Below are 16,645 nucleotides of genomic sequence, written 5' to 3'. Positions count from 1 at the left end.
TTGGTCTTACCGATTTTCTTCTGCAAACGACCCCAAAGTTCATCTTAATTTACCTTCAGCAAAAGTTAAATCATCATCAAAGAGATCATCATATTGCTGTTTCAGTTTACCTTTAAGGATATTTCATTTTCCCTTTGTTTCAGTAAACTTCCTGGTATCGTTGGTTAAATGTTTCAAATTTCCTTGATTATAAAATCAAGCAGACGATTTGCTTAGAGGCTCTAAATGGATCGCCCTGAAATCAATCTGAATAGCACAGCGATAATAGCTAATACTAGTAATACATGGATCAATCCTCCTGCACTGTAAGCAAATACTCCGACTAGCCAGCCGATCAGAAGAATAACTGCGATGAAATACAATAAAGAACTCATAGTTTTGGTATTTAGGTTGTATGATTATTTATTTATATCTACTAGTTCAACAGGTGTGCCTGAAATAGTAATTAGTAAAAAACCAGCTTAAATGGGCTATTTAGGGGAAATAAGCATAAAATAGAATCTACGATAAAGTAAAAGAAGAATCTTATTGGGAAATAAATTCCCCGATTTAGGTAAATATCAAATGAAAAACGAACAAAACCCATCTATCAGGCAGGTCAAAATATACTCCATAGTAACTCTTCTATTGATTATCATTGGTAGTGGAGTTTCCTATTGGACGGCCGGTAAGATTGAATACTATACTGATGGCGTAATGCACACATCTGATGTCCTTCAACGCACCGATGAATTGTACTCCAGCATTTTGGAAAGGGAAACCAATATTAGAGGGTATGTCCTTACGGGAAACGAAGAGTTTTTGACCAATTATCATCAGTCACATGTGAATGCTGAATCCCTTCTGACTCAGCTTCAGGAATTGACTATGGACAATGCTCGTCAGCAAAATAATATAGAAGAACTCAGGGGGCTGATCAATTCTAGAGTAAGGACTTTTGAAGCTTCAATAACCTATATGAAAGAGCATGGTGACTTAGTTGGTTTCATGGACCCCAATAAGATCAATAATGCCTTGAGTGGTTATACGTTGATCAAAGAAGTTGTCTTGCGTATCAACGATGTAGAAAACGATCTCTTTCTGCAACGAAATCAAGGGTTGGTGAATAACATAAATGCTCTCCCATTTATCGTTGGTCTCATTTCACTTTTCTCTATTACTATAGGTTTGATGACCTTTTTCTCTATTTATCACTATAATAAAGCACAACTCGCTGCGAATAAAGAGATTACTTTATTTCAACAAAAGCTAAGAGATCAAATCAAACTCCTGGATGATTCAAATAAAGAGCTGGAGCAATTTGCCTACGTAGCTTCACATGATTTGCAGGAGCCTCTACGCAAAATCACTGCATTTTCTGATCTATTGAAAGAACAATACAGTGGCAAGTTAGAGGGAGAAGGTGACTTATATTTAAGCAGGATTACAGCTGCCGCAGTTAGAATGAGGCGCTTGATTACAGATCTTTTAGAATACAGTCGTGCAGGTAGAATTGAGAATGAAAAGATAACATCTGTAAAACTTACTACAGTAATTTCAGATATGCTGGAAGACTATGAAATCGCAATTCAAGATAAATCTGCAAAAATAACAGTAGGGGAATTACCGAAAGTAAAAGGCTCTGACACGGAATACCGACAAGTGTTTCAAAACCTAATTTCCAACTCTCTCAAGTTCTCCAAACCTAGTCTCAATCCAGAAATATCCATCACCTCTGAGAAAGCTAGTGATGAACTTATTAATAAATACCCATCCCTGAATAGTAGTGAAAACTACTGCCTAATCAAGGTGAGTGATAACGGGATTGGGTTTGAAAAAACGCATGCTGAAAGAATATTTTCCATATTTCAGAGATTACATGGAAAGAAAGAATATGAAGGCACGGGAATTGGTCTATCTATCACTCGGAAAATAATTGAGAAAAACGGAGGAGTAATATTTGCAGAAAGTAGCGCTGGAAACGGCGCAGTTTTCAATATAATTTTGCCGTATATAAATGCTTAAATGCCGTATATCCCATCTTCTTTCGATAATATTTAATTAACAAAATCGTGCTTATCTTAAGAGCACATTTTAACCCTTGTTTGTCACAGACTATATGCTCATGTCCTTCGAGAAACCCATTCAAATCCTAGTTGCAGAAGACGATGAGGATGATAAGTTATTAATTCTTAAAGCCTTTGAAAGGACTTTGCCAAAGGAAAAAGTTACTTGCGTAGAAGATGGAGAGGCTTTGCTCAAGTATTTAAAACGAACTCCTCCTTACGATGATCTGGAAAAGTATCCTAAACCGGATATTATTCTTCTCGATCTCAATATGCCTCGAAAAGATGGCAGAGAAGCACTCGCTGAAATTAAAAGCAGCGATGAGTTGAAATCCATTCCAGTCATTATTTTCACTACCTCAAATAGTGCTGACGATATACGAATTACCTACAAAATGGGGTCTAGCAGCTTTATTACCAAGCCAGGATCTTTTGAGGAATTAGTCAAAGTCACAGAAGAAATCGAGAATTACTGGTCAAAAACAGTATTGTTGCCAGGGTAAATAGAAAACATGATTAGTACAGAGACCATAAGAATACTCTACGTAGATGATGATCCGGATGACTTCTTTTTAGTATCTACTCTGCTGAAAAGAATCACTGAAACCACCTATGAATTAGAAGGCGCAACTAGCCTTGAAGAAGCCATTACTAAGCTAAATCAGAACTTCGATGTCTTTCTGGTCGATTACCGACTTGGAAAAGATACCGGCCTAGAACTAATTCGCGAGATCAAATCAATTAGGAAACATGCACCTGTAATTATGCTTACCGGCATGAGTACAGGCGACATTGACAGAGAAGCACTCACTTTAGGAGCTTCTGATTATTTAGTCAAAGGGGAATTTGATGCGTATATCCTCGACAGAACACTGAGATATGCTATTCGTGATGCTCAATTGATTGAGTCGCTGGCAAGTGCTGCTGTTAAGTTTCGGTCCATTTTTGAGCTAGCAAGTGATCCCTTTCTTCTGATGGATGATGAAGGTGAGATCATAGAAGCTAATCCCGCATTTCTCAAAAAATTTGGGATGAAAGCATACGACCCTGATTCTATTGAAAGCTTTTTCTTTAAAGACCTACTTATTGAAGAATCATCCCGCCAAGAGCTAGATGACCTGTTTTTCAAAGATCAGGAGATTTATGATATGGAAGCACTCATGACAGTAGATCATGGACATACCATCAATAGTTTAGTAAGTATAGTAAAGCAAGACGTCAGCATATTCCAGGTTTTAATTAAGGACCTGAGCGCGATCAAAGCCAAAGAAGAGGAAGAGCTGAACCTAAAAAAATTCTCCTCTACGGGTAGAATTGCCAGACTTCTAGCACACGAAGTCAAAAACCCACTTACAACGATTCTGCTATCCGCAGACCAACTACATATGGAATTGCCGGAGTCAGTGCTGGCTGAAAGTGGTGACCTGATAGATGTAATCCGCAGGAATTGTGACAGAATCAACCATCTCGTCACTCAACTACTGGATAGCACTCGATTTACAGAATTGGATGCGAAGAGTCATTCGATCAACACCTTGTTAGACGAGGCACTTGAGCATGTCAAGGATCGCATAGACTTCAAAGGAATAAACATCCAAAAACAATATCAAACCGATATTTGTGATGTAAAGGTTGACGGTGAAAAGGTAAAAATTGCATTGGTAAACCTGATTGTAAATGCAATCGAAGCGATACCTGAGAAAACCGGTAAACTTTTACTCAAGACGAGTATCAAGGGAAACCAATGTAGAATTGAAATCAAGGACAATGGAGAAGGAATTCCTAAGGAAAACCTAGAGCGCTTGTTTGAACCTTTCTTTACCAGCAAAGCCACCGGATCTGGACTCGGCCTTACCAATACTCAAAATATCATTCTAAGCCATGGCGGATCTATTCGGGTAAAAAGTGACGTAGGAAAAGGAACTTCCTTCCTGATCACTTTTAACCTTCCAGGTTGAAGCAGTTGAGTATCCGCATGCAATAGCAATCGGATCACGCCTGTCACCAAAATTTCTTTGCTTGCTCGAAGACAATTGACTGAAGTGAACTAAATGCTAAGCTTTACCACATCCTGTAAAGCTTTAATCGTCTTACGGGCAGAAAAGCAGATAGTCGCATATAATAAGTAATTTATGATCCCCTCTTTCGCTAAAATTGAGGGGATTTTTTACTTTAGGCTAGTCGCTAGAAAACGTTGAAAATAATACTTCTCCAAACCACAAAATGATCGAGTTTCAAGGGAAATTGGCTGCATTCGAATTTAATCATTGGCAATATCACATTCCCATTTCTGATGAAATATCCACTCAGATGATGGACACCGAACATCGTCGAGTTTTAATTTGGATAAAAAGCGAAGGTCCATACCACATGGCTCTGATGAAATCAAAAGACTATTGGTATGTATTGGTCAATCAGGAAATCCGTACTCGTTTCAATTTAGTCGAGAAAAGTACATTCTCAGTAAAAATCGACCGTGACCATAGCGAATTCGGACATGAAATGCCTGATGAACTCCAAGTTCTAATGGACCAAGATGAGGAAGGTGCTAACTACTTTAAAAGCCTTACTCCAGGTAAACAACGGATGATGGTCTATACTGTCACCAAAGTCAAAAGCCCAGAAAGCCGAATGAAAAAAGCACTTGCCATTATTCATCACCTCAAACTGGCAAAAGGTAAGCTTGATTACAAACAGCTCAATGAGTTAATTAAGTATTACAATAAGTTATAGAAAATAGTCAAGCCCTTTGGTGACATTTTGTATTTTAGAGTTTATCCAATTTTTCCCCTTGCAATGAAGAAGCTGCCAGAAATAAACTGTGATTTAGGTGAAGGCATCCCAAATGAAACAAAAATATTTCCACTCATAGATACAGCCAGTATTGCGTGTGGAGGGCATTTTGGAGATGAAAACTCAATAAGTGAAAGTATAAGTCTAGCCCTAAAATACCAGAAAAAAGTAGGTGCGCATCCCTCCTATCCAGATCAGAAAAATTTCGGGCGCAAAACAATGAAAATCTCTGATAAAGATCTACAAAAGTCAATACTCATTCAAATCCTCAAGTTCGAGCAACTGGCAGAAAAGGCTGGACTTCCTATGGATCACATCAAATTCCACGGAGCGCTTTATAATGATGCCGTTTCAAATCCTGAATTAGCAGACAGTCTAACCGATTTTATTGCAACCTATTTTCATAATACCCCATTTTTTGTCCCTCCGCATTCTCAACTGGAAAAGTATACCATACAGAAAGGATTAAACGCTAGAACTGAAGTTTTCGGAGACAGACGATATTTGGACAATTATCAATTGATGCCTAGGTCTGTATTCGGATCACACATGATCACAGAAGCTGAAATTTCTACGCATCTCCAAACTTTATTGGAGCAAGGACATCTTCTTTCAGACACAGGAAAGGAACTTCCAATAAAAGCAGACACCATTTGTTTTCATGGAGATAATCCCGGGATTTCAGATTTTTTGCCAACGATCCGCAAAAGGTTTTGGACATGAAACCTAGTGTCAAGCAAATCTCTCCGCTGATTTATGAATTTGAATGGGATTCTAAAGTATCCGATCAGCTGTTGCAGCATCAATTAAGCTTGAAAGCTAATCTTCAGAAAGACTTTGGATCAGCGATCATTGAATTACGGATGGGTTTCAAAACACTTGCGGTTGTACTTTCAAAACCACTTGAAGCTACTTTGTTAGAAGATTGGGTTAAGTCCCTGAATTTAAAAAAATCTTTAAAAGCGCTTCCGGAAAAAATCTGGCAAATACCAGTTTGTTATTCCAAGGAAACTGGCCGTGATCTTGAAGCTTTGGCTAAGCATAAAAACATTAGTCAGGAAGAATTAATCTCATTACATTCTCAACCACTTTATCGACTTCATTTCTATGGGTTTTTACCTGGTTTCATGTATTTGAACGGACTGAAGGAAGAATTACATACTGCTAGGAAAAGTGTTCCAGATCTTACGGTTCCAGTTGGATCCGTAGCCATTGGCGGATCACAAACTGGAATATACCCTTCTTCCAGTCCAGGTGGCTGGCATTTGCTTGGGCAAACTCCCATTTCACTTTTTGATTCAAAACTATCCATTCCAGTATTTGCTATAGCTGGCGAACGAATAGAATTCACTCCAATTACCATACAGGAATTCGAGCATTTGACAAAGCATCCTCAAAAACCAATATCGAGATGATTAAGGATATCGGTTACTTGAAAATCTTAAAAACCGGACCAGGGACATCCATCCAAGATAAAGGCAGAGTTGGCTTTGCTCAATATGGAGTTCCTACCTCAGGAGCCTTAGACTCTAGGTCGCTGACTTGGGTAAATCACTTGTTGCAAAACAACCATTCCGATGCTGTACTAGAAATCTGTCAACCTGGTCTTCAAATCCAATTTGATTCACCTACCCTGATTTGTCTGGCTGGAGCAAAAGCAGCTATCAAGTTAAACGGAGGTGTAATCTCAAGTGATGGAATTCATGAAATCCGTGAAAGTGATCTATTGGAAATCGGATATTTTGAGCAAGGTTCTATACTTTATGTTGGAATCAAAAATGGTTTTCAATGCGAAAAAATCATGAAGTCGAGAAGTTGGTATGCTGGAATCACTGCTGAAGTATTTGCTAAAAAAGGAGATCAGATCCCCTATTTCACTAAGCAAGACCTCCCAAACTATACAGCTTCAAAAGCGCGATGGGATTTCAAATGGAGTCAGAACAACATCATAGAAGCGTACCCAGGTCCAGAATGGGGTTTATTAAACCAAAACACTAAAGATCTCATTGAATCAATGCAGTTTACTATCTCTGAGCTGAAAAACAGAATGGCAATTCAATTGTCGGAATTACTTCCAAACTCCCTTCCTGAAATGGCCACGGCTCCTGTCTATCCAGGCACAGTTCAACTAACTTCAGGCGGCAAATTGATCGTTCTCATGAAAGACGCTCAAGTCACGGGCGGATATGCCAGAATTCTTCAAATTTCTGAAGAAGGAATTTCGATATTGGCACAGAAACAACCTCGTCAACTAATCAGATTCCTAGTGAAAAAAAACCTATGAATTCATAAACTCTCCATTTTAACAAACAAGACAAAAAAATTTACTTGTTGCCTTGAGGAAAGCAACAAAGCCTATTATATTACACTTTTACATCGAACCCACTAACGCATGGATAACCCATTAAAAGCCCAAATTTTGTCTCAGGGAATGCACCCTGAAACCGTAGCACAACAAATTCAGCATTTTGAAAGCGGCTTTCCTTTTCTAAACATTACCGCTCCAGCCACACCTGGAGATGGGATTAAAGTTTTGAGCGAAAAGGAGTTAACACATTTTTTGAATACTTATCCAGAAAAGGCTTCTCAAGTAGAAGTATTGAAATTCGTACCTGCCAGTGGTGCAGCTTCTCGGATGTTCAAAGATCTTTTTGCTTTTCTGGAAGGTGATGGCGATATCAGCAAGTGCCCTTTTGTTCAGAAGTTCATGAACAATATTGAAAAGTTCGCATTCTACGAGGATCTTGATGAGGTGTTGGAAAATCAAGAAAGTAGTATTTATCAGGCGCTCGACACGAAGGATTACAAAAGTATCTTGGCCGCCCTACTTTTAGACGAGGGGCTTGGCTACGGCAATTTGCCTAAGGGATTATTGAGATTTCACCGCTACAAAGATGCGCGAAGAACTCCAGCCTACGAGCACCTGATAGAAGGTGTGCAATATGCGCTTGGCACTGGATCTTTGGTGAAAATTCATTTTACCGTTTCTCCAGAACATGCAGCAAAGTTCAAACAGGAAATTGAAAAGATTCTTCCTGGAATAGAAAAAGAATTCGGTGTCAATTTCGAAATCAGCTATTCTCAGCAGAAAAAGTCAACCGATACCATCGCGGTGAATACCGATAATACACCTTTCACAGAAGAAGATGGCAGTATACTTTTCCGTCCTGCAGGTCATGGGGCCTTGTTGGAAAATCTAAATGAAGTGTCCGCTGATCTGATCTTTATCAAAAATGTAGATAATGTAGTTCCAGACCGATTGAAAGAGGATACCAAAAACTACAAAATGGCAATTGGAGGATTACTTCTAGAAGTTCAGGAAAAAGTATTCGATGCTTTAAGAGCCTTGGAAAAGGAAGAGACGGAAGAAACAGTCGCTAAAGCGGAGCAAGTTGCGATAAATGATTTAGGCGCAAAACTTCCTCAGGATTTCTCTACACTATCTGTTGAATCAAAAGCAGCTTTTCTAAAAATCAAACTCAACCGTCCAATACGCGTTTGTGGAATGGTGAAAAACACCGGAGAACCTGGCGGAGGACCATTCTGGGTTCAAGAAGATGATGGATCACAATCACTTCAAATCTTGGAAACTGCCCAGATAGATTTGAATGACTCTTCATCCAAAGAACATTTCAATGCTGCTACCCACTTCAACCCAGTTGACTTGGTCTGCGCTACCAGAAATTATAAAGGTGAGTCATTTGATCTGCTAAAGTACCGTGATATGATGACAGGATTTATCACCGAAAAATCAAAAAGTGGTAAAGAGCTCAAAGCGCTGGAACTTCCTGGACTTTGGAATGGATCTATGGCTGGATGGAACACCATCTTCGTGGAAGTTCCGCTAATTACTTTCAATCCAGTAAAAACGGTGAACGATCTCTTGAGAGACGAACACCAGTAAAAGTTTGAAAGCTGAAGTCAGAAGTCCGAAAATATCAGATTTTTGACTTCAGCTTTCTTAATTTATTCTTCTTTCTTTCCCTCGTACAAATCGTACTTCAGCAAACGACAGTCAATCGTTCCATTCCAGAATTCAATTCTTCGAGTCGCTTTTAAGCCGATTTTTTTAGCTAATTCAAGATTTCCAGTGAAGATATACCCTCTGTATCCAGCGCATTTTTGCTTCAGAAAATCTCCCATCCTCTTATAAGTTATTTCCAATTCATCGTTCTCCCCTAGCCTTTCGCCATATTCTGGGTTGAACATGATCACTCCGCGAGGTCGCTCAGGAATCTCTGTATCCGCAAAATCACAAACCTGAAATTCTATCATGTGATCCACTCCAGCAGTGATCGCATTCTCCTGTGCGAATGATATTGCCTGAAGGGAAATATCAGAAGCAATGATCTTCAGATCTGGTAGCTCCATGATTTTACTTTCTAACTTCTTTTTCTTTGCCAAGAATGCCTGCTCATCATAACCCAAAATATGCTGAAAAGAATAATGGTCTCTAAATAGACCTGGGTAACGTTTCGTAGCCATCAAAGCCGCCTCGATAGCCAAAGTGCCTGAACCACACATAGGGTTGATAAAAGGGACACGAGTATTCCACTCCGTAGCATAAATCGTTGCTGCTGCCAAAGCCTCCATCATCGGAGCTTTTCCAGGAATCTTACGATAACCATGCTTTGCAAGCGTATCACCAGAGGTATTGATGTAAACAATGCATTGGGTTTCTTTCCAGTACACCTGAAAAACTAAGCCATTGAAGTCAGAACCAGAATCTGGTCTTCTCCCTTTCAATTCTCGAAAACGATCGACGATAGCATCTTTCACTTTCACATTTACGATAAGTGGCGTCGTGATACTTTCATTCTCCGCTACAGAATTTACAGAGAAATAACCATCTACATCCAGGTAGTCCTCCCAAGGGATGGACTTGAATCTTCTGTAGATATCGTCCGCATTTCTCAGGTAAAAAGATTTGATTTCATAGAGAACCTGAGAGGCAGTGCGTAGGTAAAGATTAAGATCCATGCACTCTTCTAAAGTTGCTCTTAATTCAATTCCCGTCCGAGTGACGGATTCCGGCACATAACCGAGTTCGCGCACTTCCTTTTCTAAGTAAGAAACTGAACGATCCTTACACGTAATAAAAACTTTTCCTTTGAGGTTGAAATCAATCATGTGCAAAAGTAATAAATGCCCATGACAACTACTTCTCAAATACAAGGATGATAATTAAGGGCATTCCATATGGCCTTTAAAAATAGATTATGATCATATGAAATCGAGCTTTACTTAAAGTCATAGCGAGAAATGAATATTCCAAGTGAGATTCCATCTGACAATTAAAAAACAATTATAACCAGATGAAATGCCCATGACAACTACTTCTCAAATACAAGGAGAATAATTAAGGGCATTCTCCCGAAAAAAATTCGGGACAGGCTATATGGCCATTAAAAACAGATTATGATCATATGAAATCGAGCTTTACTTAAAAGTCATAGCGAGAAATGAATATTCCTAGTGAGATTCCCCGAACGACTGGAGTTAGCTGTACGAACATCTGACAATTATAAAAAGGTAAATTTTCAATGCCTTCTTTTCCTCTATGTCCTACAGCAATGCTGTTCCTCATTATTTCGAGATAAAACTCGCAAACGATTGCGTAACTTAAGCTTATTGAATTTGCTGCAATGGTACAAAAACTTGACTTTTATATTGAACAATAATACCTCATTACTATGAAATACACCCGTAATATATTCGCGGTTTTAATCGCTTCCCTCACTCTTGCCAGTTGTTCTGCAGAGCAGAAAACTGAAGATGGATGGATTGATTTATTCAATGGCAAAGACCTCAATGGATGGAAACCAGTAGCTGGTACTGCTACTTTTGAAGTTGTCGATGGAGAAATCCAAGGAACCTCAGTAGCTGGATCCCCTAATACTTTTCTTATCACAGAAGAATCTTATGGTGATTATATACTTGAGCTTGACCTTAAAATAGAACACCTGTCCAGTAATTCTGGTGTGATGACCCGAGGCCAATTTGATCCTGCAGCGAGAGATGGCAAAGGGTTGGTTTTTGGTTATCAAATCGAAGCTGATCCATCTGAAAGAGCATGGTCTGGCGGAGTTTATGATGAAGCAAGAAGAGGTTGGTTATACCCACTCGATCTAAATCCTGATGCAAAATCTGCTTTCAAGATGGGAGAATTTAACCATTACAGAATAGAAGCAATCGGCAATGAAATCAAAACTTGGATAAATGGTCAGGAAGTAGCTTACATAGTTGACGATATGGACAAGACTGGTTTTATCGGATTACAAGTTCATGGAATTCAAAAAGCGGAAGACGCTGGCAGAAAGACTTCATTTAAGAATGTTAGGATTCAAACAGAAAATCTTGAACCAAAAGCATTCAGCAAGGATATTTTTGTAGTTAACAATAGCCTTAATTCTTTGACAGAATATGAGAAAAGCAATGGATGGAAATTACTTTTTAACGGACAAAATTCTGATGGATGGAGAGGTGCGAAAAAAGAAACTTTTCCAGAATCAGGTTGGTCTGTAAATGATGGCCTATTGACTATAGCTGCAACAGATGGTAGCGAGTCTACTAATGCTGGTGATATCGTAACTAAAGATCAATATTCTGCCTTTGATCTGGCATTTGAATTCAGGTTAACAGAAGGAGCAAATTCTGGAGTAAAGTATTTTGTGACTTTGTCAGAAGGAAATGTAGGTTCTGCAATTGGCTTGGAATACCAGGTATTGGATGATGATAAGCACCCTGATGCTAAAATGGGTAAAGATGGCAACCGTACGATGTCTTCTTTATATGATTTGATCAAAGCTGATAAAAATGCTAGATTCATTAAGCCAGTTGGAGAGTGGAACAAAGGCCGTGTGGTGGTAACTCCAGACAATAAAGTAGCTCATTACCTTAATGGTGTGAAAGTAGTAGAATACGAAAGAGGATCTCAAGCTTACCGTGACCTAGTAGCGATCAGCAAGTATGCGAAATGGGATAATTTCGGTGAGGCGGAAGCAGGACATATCCTTCTTCAGGATCATGGTGATGAAGTAAGCTTCAAAAACATCAAAATCAAAGAGTTGAAATAAATCTAAAAACCATGAAAAAGAACAACAGAAGAGACTTTATCAAAAAATCTGCGGCTGCTACTGTAGGCTTCTCTGCACTGGGTTCTGCTGCTTTTTCGGCAAAATCTTATGGTAGTATTATAGGCGCAAATGAACGATTGAACGTAGCAATTGCAGGATTAGGAAGAAGGTTAGGTGCCTATTATGAGCCAATCGGATTAAAATCCAGCAATGTCAATCTTATGTATCTCTGTGACGCCATGGAATCTCAAATGCCAAAGGCGGCAAAGAATTTTGCGAAGCACATTGATTATGCACCCAAATTGGAGCAAAACGTCATGAAAGTGATGGATGACAAAGAGGTGGATTGCATGATCATCGCTACGCCAGATCACTGGCATGCACCAGGAACCTGGCTTTCTCTTGAGAGAGGCAAAAACGTTTATGTAGAGAAGCCTTGCTCCCACAATCCTCATGAAGGAGAATTACTGATTGCACTTCAGAAGAAATATAATAAAGTAGTTCAAATGGGTAATCAGCAGCGTTCTGCTCCTGAAAGCCGTGAAATTATTTCTGCCATACATAATGGTGCAATAGGCAAGGCATTTATGGCTAAAGCTTTTTACAGTAATAACCGTGGTGCTGTTCCCAATCCAGTGGCCGCCCCTGCACCAACTGGATTAGATTGGGAAATGTGGCAAGGACCAGCTCCGAGGAAAGCATATACGCATGACACCTGGGATTACAACTGGCATTGGTACGGATGGGAATATGGCACAGCCGAGACTGGCAACAACGCTACTCACGAACTAGATGTAGCTCGTTGGGCCCTTCAGGTAGACTATCCAAGTGAAGTACAGGTCACCGCAGACAAAAGACACTTTGCCGAAGATGGCTGGACGATGTATGACACCATGGATGCTACTTTCAAGTTCGGAAACGGTTCCGTAATCCAATGGGATGGCAAGAGTAGAAACAGCTACAAAACTTATGGTTCTGACAGAGGAACTATTATTTACGGAACAGAAGGATCTGTTTATGTAGATCGAGGTGGTTATAAGCAATTTGACAGATCTGGTAAAGAAGTAAAAAACAGCATGTCATCAAGTAATGAAGCCGGAACGGCACTTGGTGGTGGAGGCGATATGAGTACAACTCACATCGTTAACTTCTTCAATGCAGTTCGAGGATTGGAAAAGCAAAACTCTAATATTGAAGAAGGAGCTGTTAGTACACTACTTTGTCATTTGGCTAACATCAGCTATAGAACTGGAGAAACACTGAAATGTGATCCGAAGAACGGACATATCCAAGGATCAAAAGCAGCTTCAGCCCTATGGACCAGATCTTATGAAAAAGGTTGGGAGCCACCTAAAGTTTAACTTTATCATAATAGACTTCATTTCAAAAACACCTGATCTATAAACTGATCAGGTGTTTTTTTTTATTTTTATATTAGACAGAAAGGACAAAAGCAATAGCATCAAAAACACTCAGTAATACGGCTTATCAGACATATTATCACACTAAACATTTTTTTAGGAACTGATAAGTTAAAGTACAATGCAAAAAAGAACGCAATCGATTGCGTAAGTCCACCGCTTATCCTCTTGAAAATAGGCTTTAAACAAGTTAACTTGACTTCATCATAGCGTGGCAATATGTCTCTTTTAGAAAAAACAGGCTTTAATACGCTTTGATAAGTCTTATTATTAACAACAAACCCATTTTACCATGCAAGCAAAATTTTACACTCACCTGAGGGTAGTGCTCTTTCTGTTGCTATCTGTCTCGTACAGCTGGGCGCAGGAAGCTCAAGTAAGAGGAACGGTCTATGACGAATCAGGAATGGCCTTACCTGGAGCAACTATCCTAGTCAAAGGGACTACAAAAGGAACCACTTCCGATTTGGATGGAAAGTATTCCATTGCAGTTCCGGCTAATGGAACCCTAATTTTCTCTTTCATTGGATACAATCCAATTGAAAAAATCGTAGGTAACCAAACCGTCCTTGATGTGAACCTCTCTCCTGATCTATCTGATCTAGATGAAGTAGTAGTTGTAGGTTACGGAACTGCGAAAAAGAGTCAGCTTACTGGAGCGATCTCTTCTGTAGGTGCAAAGGAAATTCAAGAATTACCTATTAAGGATGCTAGACAAGCACTTCAAGGTCGTGCTGCTGGTGTCGATGTGACGCAGCCAGGATCTAAGCCAGGTTCTTCACCACAGGTAAGAATCAGAGGTAGAAGATCTTTCAACGCATCAAATGAGCCACTATACGTAGTGGATGGAATTCCACTAGCAGGCGGTATTGATGATATCAACCCGCAGGATATTACTTCTATGGAAGTATTGAAAGATGCTTCGGCAACAGCTATTTACGGATCAAGAGGATCAAATGGTGTTGTTTTGATCACCACCAAAAGAGGTACTGTGGGTAAAACTATTGTCTCTCTAGATGCTTATTACGGTATCAATAAAGAACTGGGAAGAATTGATGTATTCAACGGGCCTGAGTTTGCTGAGTATAAAAGAGAATCTCGTAGAGCTGGTGAAGGCTATCCTGCTGGTCCAGCTACACCAGAAGCAGATGCTACTATTTTCGAGCCTATAGAATTAGACGGTATTGCTCAAGGTAGAACTACTGATTATCCAGGTGGCCTTATGAGAACCGGATCTATTCAGAGTTATCAGTTAGGAGTAAGTGGAGGATCTGACAAGACAACCTTCTTCGTGTCTTCTAACTACTTTAAAGACGAAGGTGTAATTATCAATCAGGATTACACTCGTTATACTTTCAGAGCAAACATTGATCATAAGATCACTAAGAACATCAAATTCGGCACATCCACTTTGGTGTCTTACAGTGAGCGAAATGGAGAAAACTTCAATCCACTTGGAGGTGCATTAGCAGAGAATCCACTTGGAAAACCATATGATGAAGACGGAAATATAATATTCCTTCCTACTTCTGACGGTTTGAGAACCAATCCATTTGCTGAAATAGTAGACGGAGCGCAAGAAGATCTAACTAAAAACTATAGAATTTTTAACAGTATTTTTGCTCAGTGGGACATTCTTCCAGGCCTTAGTTATAGATTAGTGTTTGGTCCAGATATCACGATCAGCAGAAACGGTAGATTCACTGGATCTCAGACTAACTCTAGACGTGGTGGTGCCGCTACAGGTAGTGTCAACGATGAATTCACGTTCAACTACACGCTTGAGAATATCCTGAATTACTCTAAAACATTTAATGAAGTTCACAACCTGAATGTAACTGCACTTCAGTCCATTCAGCGAGATAAGTACGAGCAGTCTTCTATCTCTGTTCTAGGAATTCCAGCTGAATCCCAGTTCTATCACAGATTGGGAGATGCTTCACAAATCACAGGAGCTAACACTAACTTGGTGGAATGGTCATTAATGTCCTTCATGGGAAGAGTGAACTATGACTACAAAAACAAGTATCTAGTAACGGCTACCTTGAGAGCTGATGGTAGTTCTAGATTTGGTGCAAACAACCGATTCGCTTATTTCCCTTCTGTTGCTCTTGGATGGAATATCCATTCTGAAAGCTTCATGTCTAACTCTTCTGTGATAGATCAATTGAAGCTAAGAGCTTCTTATGGCTCTATTGGTAATCAGGCGATCAACCCTTATCAGACTCAAGCACTTCTAGGTAGAACTAGCTACGCTTATGATAATAGTGCTGCATTTGGATACGGACCAGGAACAATCGGTAACCCTGATTTGAAGTGGGAAACATCCACTACCTTCAACTTAGGTCTTGATTTCGCTATTTGGAAAAGCAGAATTTTCGGTTCCTTAGAGTATTACGTCACTAATACAAGTGATCTATTGGCACCTCAGCCATTGCCAAACTCTATTGGTTTCGGTGGATACACAACTAACATCGGCGAAACTCAAAATAGAGGTATTGAACTTACCCTTTCAACTTTAAACGTTGAGAAAGGTGGCTTCGTCTGGAGCTCAGACATCGTCTTCACTAAAAACACAGAGGAAATTATCTCTCTTCCAAATGGTGATGATATTTCAGCAGGTAGATTTATTGGTCAGCCTTTGACAATTTTCTATGATTTGAAGAAAATCGGTATCTGGCAAACATCTGAGATCGATGAGGCAAAAGCTTTTGGAAGTAAGCCAGGTGAGATCAAAATAGAAGATTTTAATGGTGATGGAGTAATCAACTCTGAAGACAGACAATTCTTGGGATCAGCTGTTCCTAATTTTGCTCTAGGTTTCACTAACAGATTCAGCTACAAAGGATTTGATTTATCCTTCTTCTTATACGGAAGATTTGGTTACATGCTTAGATCTCAGTTCCACACAAGTAACAACTCCTTAGCTGGACGTTATAACAACTTGGATATTGATTATTGGACTCCAGACAATCCTACCAATGCATATCCTAGACCAAACGTAAACCAGGAAAGCGCAAAATATGCTAGCTCTATGGAGTACTTTGATGGATCTTTCATCAAGGTGAGAAACATCAACTTTGGATACAATTTCAGCCCAGAAGCTGCGAAGAAAATCGGAATGACAAACTTGAGAATTTACACAAGTATTCAGCAGCCGTTCATTTTTGCAAACTACCGTTCTGAGCATAAAGGTATTGATCCAGAAGTTTATTTGGATGGTGAGCAAGGCATAGGCGCGGGCGCAGTAAATGCGAACGTATCCCCTGCTATCACTTCTTTCACATTTGGTATAAATGCTAAATTCTAA

13 protein-coding genes are annotated in these 16,645 nt (G+C 39.5%); 11 read left to right on the top strand and 2 right to left on the bottom strand.

The annotated features are described in order from the left end of the window. Positions 1–221: 221 nt before the first annotated feature. Positions 222–374: a lmo0937 family membrane protein gene (locus tag BM291_RS21915; RefSeq protein WP_139229087.1), complete on the bottom strand. Its 153-nt coding sequence runs from the start codon at positions 372–374 to the stop codon at positions 222–224. 190 nt (positions 375–564) lie between these two features. Between BM291_RS21915 and BM291_RS11940 the strand changes: the two genes are divergently transcribed. From BM291_RS11940 to BM291_RS11905, 8 genes are all read left to right on the top strand, one after another. Next, positions 565–2,004, top strand: a complete 1,440-nt coding sequence (locus BM291_RS11940; protein WP_092897678.1) for a sensor histidine kinase — start codon at positions 565–567, stop codon at positions 2,002–2,004. Positions 2,005–2,104: 100 nt separating this feature from the next. Continuing rightward, positions 2,105–2,548, top strand: coding sequence for a response regulator (locus BM291_RS11935; protein ID WP_092897676.1), 444 nt, complete (start codon positions 2,105–2,107; stop codon positions 2,546–2,548). A 9-nt stretch (positions 2,549–2,557) separates the two neighbouring features. After that, positions 2,558–4,003: a hybrid sensor histidine kinase/response regulator gene (locus tag BM291_RS11930; RefSeq protein ID WP_245786851.1), complete on the top strand. Its 1,446-nt coding sequence runs from the start codon at positions 2,558–2,560 to the stop codon at positions 4,001–4,003. Positions 4,004–4,268: 265 nt separating this feature from the next. Further along, complete coding sequence (locus tag BM291_RS11925) at positions 4,269–4,778, top strand: YdeI/OmpD-associated family protein (protein ID WP_092897674.1); 510 nt, start codon at positions 4,269–4,271, stop codon at positions 4,776–4,778. 63 nt (positions 4,779–4,841) lie between these two features. Further along, the gene (locus BM291_RS11920; RefSeq protein WP_092897672.1) at positions 4,842–5,561 is read left to right on the top strand and encodes a LamB/YcsF family protein; all 720 of its coding nucleotides are present in this window, start codon (positions 4,842–4,844) and stop codon (positions 5,559–5,561) included. Beyond that, positions 5,558–6,253: a 5-oxoprolinase subunit PxpB gene (gene pxpB, locus BM291_RS11915; protein WP_092897670.1), complete on the top strand. Its 696-nt coding sequence runs from the start codon at positions 5,558–5,560 to the stop codon at positions 6,251–6,253. Before BM291_RS11920 ends, pxpB begins: the two co-directional genes overlap by 4 nt. Beyond that, complete coding sequence (locus BM291_RS11910) at positions 6,250–7,122, top strand: 5-oxoprolinase subunit C family protein (protein ID WP_092897668.1); 873 nt, start codon at positions 6,250–6,252, stop codon at positions 7,120–7,122. The genes pxpB and BM291_RS11910 overlap by 4 nt, the downstream gene beginning before the upstream one ends. Positions 7,123–7,230: 108 nt before the next feature. Next, positions 7,231–8,742: a DUF4301 family protein gene (locus tag BM291_RS11905; protein WP_092897666.1), complete on the top strand. Its 1,512-nt coding sequence runs from the start codon at positions 7,231–7,233 to the stop codon at positions 8,740–8,742. A gap of 62 nt (positions 8,743–8,804) precedes the next feature. Here the strand turns inward: BM291_RS11905 and BM291_RS11900 are convergent, their stop codons facing one another. Then, positions 8,805–9,968, bottom strand: a complete 1,164-nt coding sequence (locus tag BM291_RS11900) for a THUMP domain-containing class I SAM-dependent RNA methyltransferase (protein ID WP_092897664.1) — start codon at positions 9,966–9,968, stop codon at positions 8,805–8,807. Positions 9,969–10,531: 563 nt separating this feature from the next. Between BM291_RS11900 and BM291_RS11895 the strand changes: the two genes are divergently transcribed. The 3 genes from BM291_RS11895 to BM291_RS11885 all read left to right on the top strand — a co-directional run bounded on the left by BM291_RS11895 (position 10,532) and on the right by BM291_RS11885 (position 16,645). Beyond that, positions 10,532–11,914 (top strand): 3-keto-disaccharide hydrolase, encoded by a 1,383-nt coding sequence (locus tag BM291_RS11895; RefSeq protein WP_092897662.1) that lies wholly within the window; start codon positions 10,532–10,534, stop codon positions 11,912–11,914. 11 nt (positions 11,915–11,925) lie between these two features. Beyond that, positions 11,926–13,275: a Gfo/Idh/MocA family protein gene (locus BM291_RS11890; RefSeq protein ID WP_092897660.1), complete on the top strand. Its 1,350-nt coding sequence runs from the start codon at positions 11,926–11,928 to the stop codon at positions 13,273–13,275. A 352-nt stretch (positions 13,276–13,627) separates the two neighbouring features. Then, entirely contained in the window at positions 13,628–16,645 is a 3,018-nt protein-coding gene (locus tag BM291_RS11885; protein WP_092897658.1) for a SusC/RagA family TonB-linked outer membrane protein, read from the top strand.

This window comes from Algoriphagus aquimarinus (assembly GCF_900112005.1).
Classification (GTDB): Bacteria; Bacteroidota; Bacteroidia; order Cytophagales; family Cyclobacteriaceae; genus Algoriphagus; species Algoriphagus aquimarinus.
This window is presented reverse-complemented; position numbering and strand designations above follow the sequence as displayed.